The sequence below is a fragment of the Streptomyces sp. NPDC047515 genome, from assembly GCF_040643055.1.
Classification (GTDB): Bacteria; Actinomycetota; Actinomycetes; order Streptomycetales; family Streptomycetaceae; genus Streptomyces.
The window spans coordinates 17,637-33,191 of sequence record NZ_JBEYTM010000033.1 but is presented as its reverse complement, the minus strand read 5'-3'; the positions used below and the strand labels follow the sequence as shown (position 1 = coordinate 33,191).

General features: G+C 70.5%; 13 protein-coding genes, 1 tRNA gene and 1 riboswitch. Of the genes, 9 read left to right on the top strand and 5 right to left on the bottom strand.

The window, feature by feature from the left end; genetic code table 11:
* Positions 1–6 precede the first annotated feature (6 nt).
* Positions 7–588, top strand: a complete 582-nt coding sequence (locus ABZ826_RS24895) for an HD domain-containing protein (RefSeq protein WP_361452310.1) — start codon at positions 7–9, stop codon at positions 586–588.
* A 422-nt stretch (positions 589–1,010) separates the two neighbouring features.
* Entirely contained in the window at positions 1,011–1,220 is a 210-nt protein-coding gene (locus ABZ826_RS24890) for a hypothetical protein (protein WP_361452307.1), read from the top strand.
* A gap of 438 nt (positions 1,221–1,658) precedes the next feature.
* Here ABZ826_RS24890 and ABZ826_RS24885 read toward each other — a convergent pair whose 3' ends face one another.
* On the bottom strand, positions 1,659–2,537 hold the full coding sequence (locus ABZ826_RS24885) for a hypothetical protein (RefSeq protein WP_361452304.1): 879 nt from the start codon (positions 2,535–2,537) through the stop codon (positions 1,659–1,661).
* Positions 2,538–2,825: 288 nt separating this feature from the next.
* Between ABZ826_RS24885 and ABZ826_RS24880 the strand changes: the two genes are divergently transcribed.
* Positions 2,826–4,259: a penicillin-binding transpeptidase domain-containing protein gene (locus ABZ826_RS24880; protein ID WP_361452301.1), complete on the top strand. Its 1,434-nt coding sequence runs from the start codon at positions 2,826–2,828 to the stop codon at positions 4,257–4,259.
* Positions 4,260–4,314: 55 nt separating this feature from the next.
* Here the strand turns inward: ABZ826_RS24880 and ABZ826_RS24875 are convergent, their stop codons facing one another.
* A complete protein-coding gene (locus ABZ826_RS24875) occupies positions 4,315–5,703 on the bottom strand; it encodes an FAD-binding oxidoreductase (RefSeq protein ID WP_361452298.1) in 1,389 nt (462 codons plus the stop codon).
* 226 nt (positions 5,704–5,929) lie between these two features.
* Positions 5,930–6,340 carry an SHOCT domain-containing protein gene (locus ABZ826_RS24870; RefSeq protein WP_361452295.1) on the bottom strand — a complete coding sequence of 137 codons (411 nt, stop codon included), beginning with the start codon at positions 6,338–6,340 and terminating at the stop codon, positions 5,930–5,932.
* A 191-nt stretch (positions 6,341–6,531) separates the two neighbouring features.
* Here ABZ826_RS24870 and ABZ826_RS24865 point away from each other — a divergent pair, with 191 nt between their 5' ends.
* From ABZ826_RS24865 to ABZ826_RS24840, 6 genes are all read left to right on the top strand, one after another.
* Positions 6,532–6,834 carry a hypothetical protein gene (locus ABZ826_RS24865; protein ID WP_361452292.1) on the top strand — a complete coding sequence of 101 codons (303 nt, stop codon included), beginning with the start codon at positions 6,532–6,534 and terminating at the stop codon, positions 6,832–6,834.
* A gap of 53 nt (positions 6,835–6,887) precedes the next feature.
* Positions 6,888–8,087 carry an SPFH domain-containing protein gene (locus tag ABZ826_RS24860; RefSeq protein ID WP_361452289.1) on the top strand — a complete coding sequence of 400 codons (1,200 nt, stop codon included), beginning with the start codon at positions 6,888–6,890 and terminating at the stop codon, positions 8,085–8,087.
* 93 nt (positions 8,088–8,180) lie between these two features.
* Positions 8,181–8,254: transfer RNA gene (locus ABZ826_RS24855), tRNA-Met, on the top strand.
* A gap of 276 nt (positions 8,255–8,530) precedes the next feature.
* A complete protein-coding gene (locus ABZ826_RS24850) occupies positions 8,531–9,691 on the top strand; it encodes a PP2C family protein-serine/threonine phosphatase (protein WP_361452286.1) in 1,161 nt (386 codons plus the stop codon).
* Between the two features lie 280 nt (positions 9,692–9,971).
* Positions 9,972–10,124, top strand: a riboswitch (cyclic di-AMP (ydaO/yuaA leader).
* Between the two features lie 11 nt (positions 10,125–10,135).
* Positions 10,136–11,473: a M23 family metallopeptidase gene (locus ABZ826_RS24845; RefSeq protein ID WP_361452283.1), complete on the top strand. Its 1,338-nt coding sequence runs from the start codon at positions 10,136–10,138 to the stop codon at positions 11,471–11,473.
* Between the two features lie 313 nt (positions 11,474–11,786).
* Complete coding sequence (locus ABZ826_RS24840; RefSeq protein ID WP_361452280.1) at positions 11,787–12,731, top strand: aldo/keto reductase; 945 nt, start codon at positions 11,787–11,789, stop codon at positions 12,729–12,731.
* A gap of 170 nt (positions 12,732–12,901) precedes the next feature.
* Here ABZ826_RS24840 and ABZ826_RS24835 read toward each other — a convergent pair whose 3' ends face one another.
* Both ABZ826_RS24835 and trmB read right to left on the bottom strand, forming a co-directional pair.
* Complete coding sequence (locus ABZ826_RS24835; protein ID WP_361452277.1) at positions 12,902–14,578, bottom strand: PrsW family intramembrane metalloprotease; 1,677 nt, start codon at positions 14,576–14,578, stop codon at positions 12,902–12,904.
* 147 nt (positions 14,579–14,725) lie between these two features.
* Positions 14,726–15,541, bottom strand: coding sequence for a tRNA (guanosine(46)-N7)-methyltransferase TrmB (trmB, locus tag ABZ826_RS24830; protein WP_361452417.1), 816 nt, complete (start codon positions 15,539–15,541; stop codon positions 14,726–14,728).
* Positions 15,542–15,555 lie beyond the last annotated feature (14 nt).

Genomic DNA, 15,555 nt, shown 5'->3' with positions numbered 1-15,555 from the left:
GACGACGTGGCTGACGACCTGTCCGCAGTAGGGCGCTTCCTGTACGAGGCGGGCACGCTCAAGTACACGAAGCGGACGGGCTGGTGGATGGCCGGGGTCCGCGATCCGGAGAGCGTCGCCGAACACTCCTGGCGCACGTCGCTCATTGCCACGATCATCGCGAAGCTGGAAGGCGCCGATCCCGCGCAGGCCGCGTTCCTCGCCGTGTGGCACGACACTCAGGAGACCCGCACCGGGGACGTGAACTATGTCGGGAAGAAGTACGCACCTGCCGGCGATCCGCAGGAGGTGACGGCCGACCAGACGGAAGGCATGCCTGAAGTCCTGGCCTCGGCGATCCGTGACTTGGTTGCGGAGTATGAGGCCAAGGAGTCACCGGAGGCCATCTGCGCCCGGGACGCGGACAAGTTGGAGTGCCTGCTCCAGGGAATCGAGTACAAGGCGCAGGGCTACGAGAACGCCCAGCGGTGGATCGACAACAGCCGCAGGCGCCTGGTCACCGAGACGGCGAATCGGCTGGCTGATGAACTTCTGGTGCAGGGGAGCATCGACTGGTTGCGTACCGCCCTGGGCGAGAACAAGGCCTGACCCCAGACGCACGAAACCGCCCCCTGCGCCAGTCGAAGCCGGGCAGGGGGCGTTGCCGTTCACGATCGTCGGCGGTCCGGCAGGCCGCACGCACGAAACTGCCGTCTTCCCCTGCTGGGTGCAGGGGAAGACGGCTGGCGACGGCAGTTCCTGGCCTCGGGGCGAGGGTGGGGGAAGGGGTAGCGCTGCGTGAATCCGCCCCCTCCCCGAGGGGGCGGATTGCCGTCCGGTCGCAGCCCCGTCGGCCGGCCAGGGCCTGGAACGGGCGGTGGCAGCAGCTAACCAGTTCGCCCTCTGTCGTCCCAAACGTCCCATCGGCCAGATGGGTGTACGGGCCCCAGATGTGAGCGCCACGATCGGGCGGAAGAGTGAAGCCGCATGTCCGGGGTGCTGTGGCCGGCAGCTTGGGGCACGCTGAAGGCATGAGCGCCCCGATAGTCGTCCACCGCCCTTCCTCGGCAGGCGGTCGGGCGGTCACCATCAACGGTGAGATTGCCGGCCTCGCCCGCGACGACAGTGACCTCGTCGAATTCCTCCGGCGGGCCGGCCTCTACGACTGTGAACAGATCCTGGACGACCCGCAGTGGACCGAGTGGCGCGGCGGCCGGGCCCACCGGTACGAAGCGGCATGACGAAAGCCCCCTCCCGCCGAAGCGGAAGGGGAAGAATCCCCGCGCGTGCGGGGGAGCAGGTGACCAAGGGCTTTTCGTGGTCGCGTTGCCGACGAGGTCAGTGAACGTCGAACGAGTGTGTGAAGTACGCGTTTGTGGTGTTGCAGGCGTAGACCTTGGCGTAGGTGGGCGCGGTGGTGGCCCCACTCCGTGTGCTCGTACGCCGTCTTCGGCCGCTCGGTGTGCTGCTTCTGCCAGGGTTCTTGATCCTGACCGTGGGCTCGCTCGGCATGCGGGGGCTGACGGGGCTGCCGGGTGGCTACGTCGTGAAGGGGTTCGACGACCTGATGAAGATGGCCGTGATCGTCACGGCCATCGACGTCGGCATGCTCGTGGGAGTGGCCCTCACGGAACGGCGACAGGGGATGGCCGGGAGGGGCGGGCAGCGAGTGCGGTGGATTACGACAGTTGGGCGTGGCGCTCGGCGGGTGGGGTGGCCTTCCTGCGCTCCCGCAGATGGGCGTAGGCCATGAGGCCGAGGAGGGCGATCAGGAGTACCGCCGAGGAGCCCGGAGTGCCGAGGTCCAGGCCGCCCTTGGCGGTCGGCTTGGTGAGGAAGTCGCCGGCGGTGGCTCCCAGGGGGCGGGTGAGGACGAAGGCGATCCAGAACAGCGCGACGTTGGGGACGGCCGGGACCCGCATCAGGGCGGCGAGTACGGCCAGGAGAGCTGTGACGAGCAGGGCGCCGCCGGCGTAGCCGAGGCCGGAGCTGTCGGAGAGGAAGTCGCCCATGGAGGTGCCCAGGGTGTTCGACACCAGGATCGCGGACCAGAAGAGGGCCTCGCCGCGGAAGGTGACGATGTCTCGGATGGCGAAGGTCTGCCCGGTGAGTTTCCAGACGAGGAAGACGGCGATCAGCAGGGAGACGAGGATCGCGGCGCCCGCGGGGTATCCCAGGCCCAGGCCCTGGGGGCCTCGGCCCAGCGAGGTCGTGCCCGGCGTGAGGTACTCGGCGCCGGCGTCGCGGTTCATGAAGTCCGACATGGTGGTGCCAGCCATGCTCGTGGACAGGATGACGGTCCAGTAGAAGAACGGGTTGTAGCGCTTGGAACGCAGCTGCACCACCAGCGTCACCACGAACACCAGGAACAACGCGATCGTGGTGAGGAAGTAGCCCAGTCGCAGCGTCTGGGAGAAGAGGTCGCCGGCCGTCTCACCGAGGGTGGTGGCGGCGATCTTCATGATCCAGAAGGCCAGGGTGACCTCGGGGAGCTTCTTCATCACATACGGGCGCTCACGGGCGGCATCCACCGCGGTGAGGAATTCCGGCTGCCCCACAGCGCACTCCTGGTCGACCGTCCGGCGCTGCACCGCTCGGGCGGTGGGCGACCGGTAGTTGTGTGGCAGCGGTGAACGGACTCGGGCGCATTGCTCGCACTCCGGCCGCGCCTGTGCGCCGGCCTCTCATCGCGCCTCCGCGCCCCCGCTGTCCTCGCGTCTACGCAACGTAGACCGCCTACAGCGACGTAGACGGAACGACACCCCTGCGCGTGCCACGCCGCTCACGGGAGCGGGCGTTCCGGCCCGGTCGGACGGCGCTCTCTCTGGGCTGAGAGGGTGATCGTCATGCCCTCGCCAAACAGACGCCTTGCCGCCCGCGCCGCCCTTCTCGCCCTGCTCATCGCTCCTGTCTGGGGCTGTTCGGCCGGAACGGAACCCGGTCCGCCGGGTGGATCCGCCGGAGGGAATCCCTCGCCGTCGTCGACGACGGGTGCGCGGCACGAAGGGCTGGGCGACATCTTCGTCGGCGGGCGGGCGGTCACCGGGTCGAAGCCTTCCGGGAACGCGAAGTTCCCGTATCGGCGCACATACGTGGACGGTGACCTGTACTCCGCCGTTACGGGCTACCGGTCCATGGCCTTCGCGAAGGCAGGGCTCGAAGCGGTGTACGACGGTGTGCTGACGCCCCGTCCGGGTGATGGTAGGTCAAGTGCCGGCGAGGTGATGACCACGATCGATCCGGATGTGCAGAGGGCGGCCGGTGACGGGCTGCGGGGCCACAAGGGCGCCGCTGTCGCCATGGATGCCGAGAGCGGGCGCCTTCTGGCTCTGGTGAGCGCGCCCTCGTACGATCCGTCGTCGTTCGCAGGCAACTCCACGGCGGACGGCGAGGCGTGGCAGCGGCTGACGGGTGATCAGGGCGAGCCGTTGCTCAATCGGGCACTTCGCGAGGCCGTCGCGCCGGACGAGACGTTCGAGGTCGTCGTGGCGGCCGCCGCCCTTGAGCAGGGCGTGTACGCGTCGGTGGACGAGACCACCCGCAGTCCGCTCCCGTACGCCCTGCCCGGGAGCGGCACGGAGCTGCCGAGCGGCCCCGCCCGTTGCCGGAACGCCTCCATCCGGACCGCTCTGCGGTACTCGTGCCGCAATGTCTTCATGGCCATGGCTGTTGAGGTGGGGCAGCCCCGTCTCGTGTCGACGGCGAAGGCCTTCGGCTTCAATGACGACGCGCTGCTCGTCCCCGTACGGGTGGGGAGAAGCGACTGCCCCGAGGGGGACGTCGGCGGGACGGACGCGGCGCTCATCGGCACCGGACGAGGTGGGGTCACCGCCACGCCGGTCCAGATGGCCAGGGTCATGGCCGTGATCGCCAACGGCGGGAAGCGTGTCGATCCCCAACTGGTCTCGAAGGTGGTCCGTGCCGACGGGCGTGCGGAGAAGCCGCGGCGTGCCGCCGGCGGGCGGATCATCGGGCAGGGGACGGCCGAGCAGTTGCAGTCGGCCCTGAAGACATCGGCATCCGGTGCGGTGACCGAGCGTGGTGGTGCGCCGGGCGCGGTGATCGGCGGCAAAACCGGATGGGTTCCGCCCGCGCATTCGTACGGGGATGAATCGAGCGCCTGGTTCATCTCGTACGCCCGCTCGGGGCAGGGAAGGCTGGTCGCGTTCGCTGTTCATGTCGGAGGTTTCGACGACCGGGTCGACGAGGCCGATGGTGCGCGACCGGCTGTCCGTGTCGCGGAGAGGATGAGCGGGGCTGCGGCGGCCACGAGAGGCTGACGGCTGTGCCGGCGACGGGTGGTCGCCGGTACGCGGGCGAGGAGCGGCGGACGCGTCAGGCCGCCGGCTCGATGTTCTGGTTGGCGTGGAAGAGGTTGTACGGGTCGTAGGTGCGCTTGACGGCCGCCAGGCGGTCGTAGTGGTCGCGGTAGGTGGCGCGCACCCGGTCCTGGGTCTCGCCCGCGCCGATGAAGTTCACGTACGTACCGCCCATCGAGTGCGGGTGGAGCTCCTCCCAGTAGTCGACGCACCACTGCCTGAGTGTCTCGGCGTTGTCCGGGTCCGGGTCGATGCCCGCGATGACACCGGACCAGACCGCGTCCCGGTAGGCCCAGGCCGTGTCGTCGGGGCCCGGCCGATGCGCGGCGCCGTCCACCGGGTAGAGGTGCGTGGTCGACAGGCCGGTGGGGAGGCTCTCGGCGTACTTGGCGTGGACGGCGATGGCGTCGTCGGTGATCCGATCGAAGAAGTTGCCGCGCCAGTACCACTGCAGGCCGGAGGGAAGCAGCTCGTCGAACATGGACTGCAGGGCGGGATAGGGCATCGGCGCCACGAAGTGGAAGGCGGGCGGGCCGGGGTCCGCCACGGGCCTCAGGGTCGCTTCGAGGAGGTCGGGGGCGCCCGTCCAGCACCACACGACACCGCACATCTTCTGGCCGTGGATCTCCTCGGGGAAGGCCGGAGCGGGCGGCACGGTGAGCGCGGCGAAGAAGCCGCTCAGGTTCTCGGTGGCCGCCGGCAGGAAGTCGCGGTACCAGCGCAGTACGTCGGGGGTCCGGTCGACCGGCCAGACGGTGATGGCGACGCCCACGGTGTCCACCGGGTGCATCCGGAACGTGAAGGAGGTGACGATGCCGAAGTTCCCGCCCCCGCCGCGCAGCGCCCAGAACAGGTCGGGGTGGGCGGTGGGGCTCGTCGTCACCGCGGTGCCGTCGGCCAGGACCACGTCCGCGGTCAGCAGGTTGTCGACCGTCAGCCCGTATCTGCGGGTGAGGTGGCCGTGGCCGCCGCCCAGCGTGAGGCCGCCGACGCCGGTGTTCGACAGGATTCCGGTGGGGGTGGCCAGGCCGAAGGCGTGGGCGGCGTGGTCGAGGTCGCCGAGCGTGGCGCCGCCGCCGACCGTGGCCCGTCGCGTGCCGGGGTCGATGTGCGCCCAGCGCATGGGCGACAGGTCGATGGTGACTCCGTCGTCCACCAGGCACAGGCCGGCGCCGCTGTGACCGCCGCCGCGGACCGCGACCACGAGACCCTCGTCCCGGACGAAATCGACCGCGGCCATGACGTCCGCCGCGTCGCCGCATCGCACCACGGCGGCCGGACGTCTGTCGATCATGGCGTTGTAGATCGTGCGGGCCGTCCGGTACTCCGGGTCCCGCGGAGCGATGACGGGTCCGCGCAGCGCGGCCCGCATCGCGTCCAGGGTGTCGAGCGCGGTGCCGTTCATGGTCCGGCCATCTCCCTGCTCACCTCGATGCGGACCGCTGCCCCCGCCCGATCCCCCGTCGGGCCGTCGGAGTGCGCCGGGGGCGTGCACCGGGTCCTCCGGCACCCCGGGACCGGGGGCGGCCGCCGTGGGCTGATGTCTCAAGCCTCCCCGCGGTCCGGGGGCCGTGCCAGTCCGCCGGACCGGGGGGAGCGAGACATGCGCGTCACGGACAGGGCGGCTCTGCTCAGACGAGGAGCTTCGTCTTCGCCCGCTGGTACTCCTCGTCCGTGATGGCGCCCCGGTCCTTGAGCTCGGCGAGCTTCGTCAGGTCGTCGACGTGCTTGCCCTCCTTGGGAGCGTGCGCCTCGGAGGCGCCGGCGGCCTCCCGTACGTACGCCTTGAAGGCCGCCTCCCGGTCCTGCGCCTCCTTGACGTCCCGCTTCCCCATGGATTTGCCGCGCACGATCACGTACACGAGGACGCCCACGTACGGCAGCAGCAGGGCCACGATCAGCCAGCCCGCCTTGCCCCAGCCACCGAGGTCGTCGCTGCGGAGGATGTCGGCGATGACCTTGAAGAGCAGGAACAGCCACATGATCCAGAGGAAGAACCAGAGCATGGTCCAGAAGAGATCGAGCAGGGGGTACTTGTCCACAGTCCGCTCCCCTATCACCGCGAGTCATCGCGTCGACTGACTGAAAGGTAAATCAGTCATATCACCCCATATCCGCCCTCGCTCGTTGTTGTTCGAGACCCTCCTCGGAGGGCGGGTGCGGAGTACCGTGGAAACGTCGAGGGAGGCTCCGGCCTCCAGGAGGCGGGGTCGCCTCGTGGTCATGAAGCGGCGTGAACGGCGTGAGCAGCGACGCGGAGAGCGGCGCGAGCGGCGGCGTGAGCAGGCGCACGCTGGGACGCTCGCGAGGGCGCATGAACAGGGCGGATGAGTCCGCCCTGAGCCCGGTCGGGGCGATCGGCCGCGTCACCGTGCCGATCCCTCCCGACGGTCCGGGCGAAGTGCTGGTGGCCGTACGGGGCGGGTCGGAGGCCTACACCGCATGGTCGACGACGTCGATCGAAAGGGATGTGCGCGTCATTGTCGTCGACTCGGTCTCGGCACGCGGGGTGATCGTGGAGCGCCTGCCGCCCTGAGCGGAGCAGGGGCACACCCGCCTTGAGCAGTGACCTACGGCAGGAGTCTTCCGATGTTCTTCTGGCATGTTCCCGCCCCCAACGAGGCGATGCTCATATCCGGTTCCAAGGGGCAGACCCTGGACACCCAGTTCCGGATCGTCACCGGCCACGGCAGTTTCGTGCTCCCGGTCAAACAGAAGGCGCGCATGCTCTCCCTGGCGCTGCGCGAGGCGGAGATCACCGAGGACTGCGTGACCCAGCAGGGCATCCGCCTCAACGTCCGGGCCGTCGCGGTCTTCAAGGTCGGCGACGACGCCGTGTCCATCGCCAACGCGGCGCGCCGATTCCTGACGGAGCAGGAGCAGATGGAGGAGCTCGTCGGCCGGATCTTCGCCGGGCACCTGCGTTCCATCGTCGGCGGACTGACCGTGGAGCAGATCATCCGCGAGCGCAACCGGGTCTCGCAGGAGGTCATCGCGGGCAGCCACGGCGAGATGGAGAAGCTCGGCATCGTGGTGGACGCCCTCCAGATCCAGGAGATCGACGACGCCACCGGCTACATCAAGAACCTCGCCGCCCCGCACGCCGCCGCGGTCGCCAGCCAGGCCCGGATCGCCGAGGCCAAGGCCGACCAGGAAGCCAGTCAGCGCGAGCAGCAGGCCGCCGCGCTCAAGGCGGAGTACGAACGTGACACCGCGATCAAGCGGGCGGGCTTCCTCGCCGAGACCGAGCAGTACAACGCCCGCGCCGCGCAGGCCGGGCCGCTCGCGCAGGCCCAGGCCTCGCACGAGGTCATCGAGGAGCAGACCGCGCTGGCCGAACGGCAGGCCGCGCTCGCCGCGCAGCGGCTCGAAGCGGAGGTCCGACGTCCGGCGGATGCCGAGGCGTACCGGCAGCGCACCCTCGCGGAAGCGGCCCGTGACCGGGTGAAGTTCGAGGCCGACGGCAACGCGTACACCGAGCGGGCCATCGCCCAGGCCCAGGCCGACGCCAACAGCGTGCGCGCCGCCTCGCTGCGCGACGGCAACCAGGAGCTCATCGCGGCCAACCGCGTCGTGGAGAACCTGCCGGCGCTGGCCGACGCGGCGGCGCGCGGCATGTCGGGGGCCGACCTCACCGTTCTCAACGGCACCAGCGGTGTCAATGAGATGGCTGCGGGCGTGGTCGGCCAGGGGCTGGCGATCCTCCATTCGCTGCAGCGCGGCGCGAGCGCGATGAAGTCACCGGCGGTCGACGGGAAGGCCGCTCCCCGTATCACCGAGACGAATTGATCTCCGGGGCCGGATCGAAGGGGCGGCGGGACGCGGGAGATTCGCCGAGTGGTCATGAGCGCGCCGGACATGGCGTAGAGTTGTGTTCATCGACGCGGGGTGGAGCAGCTCGGTAGCTCGCTGGGCTCATAACCCAGAGGTCGCAGGTTCAAATCCTGTCCCCGCTACTGAAGATTCAGGCCCGGCACGCACACAGCGTGCCGGGCCTGAATCATTTCCCCGTAGCCGTCCGGGGCGCCGTTCGCGTCGCCGCCGGTTCCCGGTCAGCGGTTCTTGGTTCCCGGACCTCGGGCTTGCGAAGGGGCGGGGCGGACGGTGTGTGAGCTGGACCACGCGTACCCCCATTGGCCGATGAGGAGTCGCCGCGCGCCTTCGCTCAGGTGAGCCTGGGGTGGGGCGCGGTACCGTCCGCAGCCGTGCGCGTACCGGGCAGGAGACCACAGGTGTGGAAGCGGCTGAAGCGGCACGGCAGACATGCCGGGGGTGGCGTCCGCACTCGGCGGTTCGTCCGCGCGCTGCCCGCCCTGATGATCGTCGGTGGGCTGGTGTTCGACTTCCTCACCCCGCCGCCCTTCACCGCCATTCCGCTGTTCGTGGCCGCGCCGCTGATCGCCGCGCCGTTCTTCTCGCTGTCCGGCACCATCCTCACCGCCGTCGCCTCGCTCCTGGCCCTCGTCGCGCTGAGGCTGCACAGCAACACGTTGCCGCAGGTCGTGCCGTTGATCGAGCTGCTCACCCTGGCCACGGTGTCGGTCCTCGCGGTCGTCATCAACGGGGTCGTGCGGCGCGGCAGCGAGCAACTGGCCTCCGCGCGGGTCATCGCGGAGACCGCCATGCGGGCGGTGCTGCCGAAGCCGTCCGACCGGATCGGCGGGCTGCATGTGGCGGCGCGGTACGTGGCGGCGCAGGCGGACGAGTTCGTCGGCGGTGACCTGTTCGCCGTGGCGGACACCCCGCACGGGGTGCGGCTCGTGGTCGGGGACGTGCGGGGGAAGGGGCTCGACGCCGTGGAGTCGGTGGCGGTGATCATCGGCGCGTTCCGGGAGGCGGCCGAGCAGGAACGTTCGCTGGAGGGCGTGGCGCAGCGGCTGGAGCGGGCGCTGGCGCGCGAGGGAACGGGGCGGGGCGGGCTGGACGCCGTCGAGGGCTTCATCACCGCCGTACTGGCCGAGATCCCGTCCGGGCTGTCGCGGGTACGGATCGTCAACCGCGGCCACCCCGAGCCGATCCTGCTGCATCCGGACGGGGCGCTGGATGTGCTGGGACCGTCGGTGCCCGCGCTGCCGCTCGGGATGGATCTGGGGGTGTGGCCCGACCGGGCGGACGAATGGGATCTGCCGGCGGGGACGACGCTGCTCCTCTACACCGATGGCCTCTCCGAAGCGCGCAACGCCGACGGGGTCTTCTACGATCCGGCGGCGCGGCTGCGCGGGCGGATCTTTCCGGGCCCCGAGGAACTGCTGTCCGCCCTGACCGACGACGTACGGCGGCACACGGGCGGCGAGACGACCGACGACATGGCGCTGCTCGCGGTCGTACGTCCTGCGGAGGGGCAACCGCACCGGCGCAGGACCGTGAAGATCGTGGGTCTGGACACGATGTGACGGGTGGGGCGGGCGCGTGGTGCGGACCGGGCGGAGTCTCGGGCACGGCATGCCACCGTCCGTAACCGAAGGGCGCCGCTCCGCATAATATTTGACGCAACGTCAGACGTCGGGTAATGGCTGAGGGTCGATCAACTCATCCGATTCCACCCGGGTATGTCCCGTAAAGTCCAGGCCAAAGTCGTGAACGATCAGTGGGAACGGCTTGGAATCGGGCCCGGGTGTCTATTAACGTTCGATAACGCAGCGCGGTCGTCCCAGCCGTCGTCAGTGGCGGCACCGTGCGCGAGCGCCGAATTCCGCAAGGGAACCGGGGAACCACCTACATGGGGTGAATCGGACACCTGTGTCTCACGAGAGGCAGAGGCGCCCGTAGGAGACCTTCCTGCTCCGAACCCGTCAGCTAACCCGGTAGGCGAGAAGGAAGGAAAGGAGTGCGCCCCCGTGGCGTCCAACAAGCCTGCCCCCGAGGCCCCCGTGCGGTTCACCTCGGACTTCGGCCCCGGTGTCGACTCCGGCCCCGGTGTCGACTTCGGCTCCGGTTCCGGATCTGACTACGGCTACGGCCCCGGTCACGGCCCGGGTTTCGCCTCTGACGCCGGACTGGGCTCCGACACCGGCTACGGCCCCGGTTTCGCCTCCGATGCCGGTTACGGAACCGCCGGGACGGGAACGGCGTTCGGCACCGGCTACGGCACCGAGCCGGGCGGCGACTTCGCCGGTGGGTCCGGTGAGTTCGGTGGGTCCGGCGACTCGGCAGAGCTCCGCAGGGAATTCCGCGCCGACGGCGACGGCGAGCCCGAACGAAGCCGGGACGAGTGGAACCCCACCGAGGAGTCCGTCCGCCCCGTGCGCGGCAAGCACCGCGTCGCCAAGCAGCGCAACGGACTTGCCCGTAGCTCCACCGTGCTCGGGGTCGGCGTCATCGCGGCGGTCGGTGCGGGCGGCATGGCCACCGCACAGAGCAAGCCGGCGGTCTCCATCTCCCTTCCCGATTCCATCGCGGACAATCTGCCCGACGCCAAGTCCCTTCCCGGCGTGGGTTCCCTGTTCTCCGGCGAGTCCGAAGCCGACAAGGCCGAGACCGTCGCCGCGTCCGCGCCGCTCACCACCGCCGGCATCACCACCGCCGAGGCCCAGCAGGGCACGACGGACGCGGGCGAGGTGCTCCGCGCCCGTATCCTCCAGCAGGCCGAGCAGCAGCAGGACGCCGCCGACGCCGAGGCCAGGGCCGCCCAGGAGAAGGAGGCCGCGCAGAAGGCCGCCGCCGAAGCCAAGAAGCAGCAGGACGCGGCCGAGGCCAAGGTCGCCGCCGAGAAGAAGAAGGCGGAGGAAGAGGCCAAGAAGAAGGCGGAGGCCCTTCGGCTCGCCAAGCTCGCCGCCGGCTACGCCATCCCGACCACCTCGTACACGATCACCTCGACCTTCGGCGAGGCCGGCTCGATGTGGTCCTCCGGCTACCACACCGGCCTCGACTTCGCGGCGCCGACGGGTACCCCGATCAAGGCCATACACGGCGGCACCATCAAGTCGGCCGGCTGGTCCGGTTCGTACGGCTACCGCACGGTGCTGGAGCTCGAAGACGGTACGGAGCTCTGGTTCTGCCACCAGTCCTCGATCGGTGTCAGCGTCGGCCAGGAGGTCACCACCGGCGAGACCATCGGCCGGGTCGGTGCGACCGGCAACGTGACGGGCCCGCACCTCCACCTGGAGGTCCACACCCCGGCCGGTATGGGTATCGACCCGATGGCCTGGCTGCACGACAAGGGCCTCAACCCCTGATCGACCGGCCGCCTCGCGGCCCGCGTGATCCGAGCCGGTTCGCCGGCCACTGAAACCCGGCAGCCCTGACGCTCTCCCCCCGACGCCAGGGCTGCCGGTCTGTCGGCACAGTCGCTCCGGCCGGAGGGGTGGGCCGGGCGGATCGGTGGCCGATGGGGTGGTGGGCCGGGTGGAATGGCGGCTGGTGGGCCGGACGGGCATGGGCCGGCCGGAGCGACGGGCCGGGCGGATCGGTGGGCCGGTGGAATCGACGGGCCTGCCTGAATGGCGGGCTGCCGGAATAGCGGAACCGCTGGTGTCCGTTGATCCACATATGACTTCTCTTCGTAAGCTGGGCCCTTCCGACCTCCAGGTCTTCCCGCTCGCCCTCGGCGGCAACGTCTTCGGCTGGACGGCCGACGAGGCGCAGTCGTTCGCCGTGCTGGACGCCTACGCCGCGGCGGGCGGCAACTTCATCGACACCGCCGACGCCTACTCGGCCTGGATCCCGGGCAATGAGGGCGGCGAGTCGGAGACCGTCATCGGGAAGTGGCTCGCGACACGTGCCAACCGGTCCGAGATCGTCGTCGCGACGAAGGTCGGCGCCCACCCCTCGTACAAGGGGCTCGCCGCCGCGAACATCAAGGCCGCGGCGGAGGCGTCGCTGCGTCGGCTCGGCACCGACCACATCGACCTCTACTACACCCACTTCGACGACGAGACCGTCCCGGTCGAGGAGATCATCACCGCCCTCGACCAGCTGGTGAAGGAGGGCAAGGTCCGGGAGATCGCCGCCTCCAACATCAGCCCCGAGCGGCTCCAGGCGTCCCTGGACTTCTCGGAGCGCGCGGGGCTGGCCCGTTACGTGGCCCTGCAGCCGCACTACAACCTGGTCTCCCGCGACACGTACGAGGGCGAACTTCAGGAGACGGCCGCTCGGGCCGGGCTCGCCGCCGTCCCGTACTTCGCCCTGGCCTCCGGGTTCCTCACCGGCAAGTACCGTCCGGGTGCCTCGGTGGAGAGCGCTCGGGCGGAGAAGGCGGGGCAGTATCTGGAGTCGGAGCGGGGACAGAAGGTCCTGACCGCGCTCGACAAGGTCGCCCAGGAGCACGACGCGGAGATCGCGACCGTCGCGCTGGCGTGGCTCGCGTCCCGGCCGACCGTCGTCGCGCCGATCGCCTCGGCCCGCACCGTCGAACAGCTGCCCGCGCTGGTGGCCGTCGCCGACCTCCGGCTGACCGAGCAGGACCTGGCGGAACTCACCGAGGCATCCGCCTGACGGGGAGCGCCCGGTCGTCCAGGATCGCGGTCGTCCGTTCGCGAACGCCCCGGTAGCGCAGCGCTGCCGGGGCGTTCGCGCGAGAGGGACGGTTCATCCCGGCCGCGACCGGCCCGTCCATCGCCCTCCTTGCGCGGCGGACGATCGCTTCGGTCCTGACCGCGACCCGCCTACTGGTTCCGCTGCGGTGGCTGGTGCGGGGCCGGATAGGGGTTGTAGCCGTGGCCGCCGTACTGCGTGTGCTGCGGGAACGGGGGAGCGTACGGGCCCGGTGGCGGCCGGTGGGGGCGCAGACGGCCCGTCGCCTGCGCCGCGTACGTCAGCGCGGGAGCGGCCACGTCCCTGCGCTGCCAGAGATGGTGCAGCAGTTCCAGCTCGCGTTCGGCGAAGTCCGCACCCGCGGCCCCGCGGCGGGCCTGCCTGCGCAGCGAGGCCAGCGAGGTCGCGAACGACTCGTACTCGGCGACGGCGCGGGCGGCAGCCTTGCCGTGGGCCTTGGCCTGCGCCTTGGCACGAGCCCTGACCTGGGCCGACGGTCCGCTCGCCGGAACACGTCCCGTCCCGGGCCTCGGCGCGTATCCCTGCCCGTGCCCCGGCGCGTGTCCCGGTCCGTATGCCGACGTGTGCGCCTGCGGGTGTCCCGGTCCTGGTCCTGGTCCGTGTCCCGGTCCGTATCCCGGTCCTGGTCCGTAAGTCGGCGAAGTCGGCGCGTATGCGGGTCCGTACGGGCTCATCCAGCTTCCCCGGGCCGCGAGGGAGTGCCGTTGGCGTGCCGCGTCGCGTGCCATGCCTCGGGCCCGCATCGAGGAGAGGGCGAGCGGCTCGGCGGGGGTGAGCCAGCCGGCCGCCGCATAGGCGGGCAGCTCGGCGGAGAGCGTACGGAGCGCCCGCTGGCGCGACCAGATCGCCAGCCAGGTCACCAGGCCGAAGACCGGGACCATGAACACGCCGTACACGGCATAGAAGCCGTACGGACCGACGGTCGCCGAACCGTTCCACAAGGCATGCATGCCCATGGCGAGAACGAGGCCCAGCAGCGGCAGAGCGAGGCGGCGGATCCGACGCCGCCGAGCGCTGGCCGCGGCGAGCCCGAAGCCTATTCCGGTCAGCACCGTGAAGAGCGGATGCGCGAACGGCGACATCACGGCCCGCACGAAGAACGTCGCGGCCGTCACCGAGACGACGCCCGAGGTGCCGATCTGCTGGTCCTCGCCGAAGGCGTTGCCCAGGTAGAGGATGTTCTCCGTGAAGGCGAAGCCGCTCGCGGTGAAGCCGGCGATGACGACGCCGTCGACGATCCCGTTGAACTCCCGCTTTCGGAACAGGAAGATCAGCAGCACGGCCGCGGCCTTGGCGCTCTCCTCGACGACCGGCGCTATGACCGTGGCGCCGAGGGTGTCGGCGTGCGACGGGTCGGCGGTGGCCGTGGCTATCCAGTGGGTCGCGAACGAATTCGCGAGGATCGCGACCAGGGCGGCCGCGAACGCGCCCCAGGCGAAGGCGAACAACAGATTCCGCCAGGGCGCCGGCTCGACCCGGTCCAGCCAGCGGAACGCCGCCATCAGGAGCGGGACGGGCAGCACGGCGAGGCCCAGACCGACGAGAAACCCCTCCGTGCCGGTCTGGTCACGGACCAGGGCCAGGATCGCCAGGCCGCACAGCGCGAGCACCGTGAACACGGCGACGATGCGGAAGGTCCTGCTGCGCCACACCATGCCGACGCGGCGAGGCCGGTAGCGCCAGTGCCTGCGCTCCGGCACGGCAGCCAGGATCTCGCCGACCCGCTGCTCCTCAAGCAGGGGGACGGCCGGCTGTGACTGCCGCTGCTGGACAGACCCGTCGGACACCACCCGATGACCCTAACGAGCAGCACTGACACCTGGCCATGGGGCGCCGGGTCGGCCGGCTCCCGCCCGGAGGCCGGTGCCGCCGTCAGGGGACGTGAGGAGCGGACGTCAGGAGCGGACGTCAGGAGTGGACGTCAGGGGTGGACGTCAGCGGCGGGCGAAAAGCAGGTCGTGCACGACATGGCCCTTGTCGAGGCCCTGGCCCTCGAACCGGGTCAGCGGCCGGGACGCCGGCCGCGGCGCGTACCCGCCGTCCGCCTGGGTGTTCTCGAAGAGGGGGTGCGCGGTCAGCACCTCCAGCATCTGCTCGGCGTACGGCTCCCAGTCGGTCGCACAGTGGATCACGGCGCCCGTCTTCAGCCGCTGGGCCGCCAGGTCGAGGAACTCCGGCTGGATCAGGCGTCGTTTGTGATGGCGCTTCTTGGGCCACGGGTCGGGGAAGTACACGCGCAGCCCGTCCAACGAGTCGGGCTTCAGCATCTCGCGCAGCAGGATGATCGCGTCACCGTTCGCGACCCGGATGTTGGTCAGGCCGTTCCGGTCCGCGAGGCCCAGCAGATTGCCCTGGCCGGGGGTGTGCACGTCGACGGCGAGAATGCCCGTGCCCGGGTCGTCGGCCGCCATTTGTGCAGTGGCCTCACCCATCCCGAAACCGATCTCCAGCACGGCCGGGAGCCCGTCGAACAGCTCGGGCAGATCGAGGACGCGCTGCCCGTCGATGTCCAGGCCCCACTTCGGCCAGAGCCGCAGCAGGGCGTCCTCCTGGCCGGGCGTGACGCGGCTGCGGCGCGGCTGGAAGCTGCGGATTCGGCGCTCGTGATGCGATCCGGCCGGGTCGATGGCGGGTCCGCCGGGGAAGCGTGGTTCCTGGCGCAGCCTGCGCTGCCGCTCGAAGGAGGCGGCGCGCAGATCGTCCGGAATCCCCGCCGCGGGGGAGGAGGCGGGCTCGGCCGAGGAGGCAATGCCGGGCTCGGCCG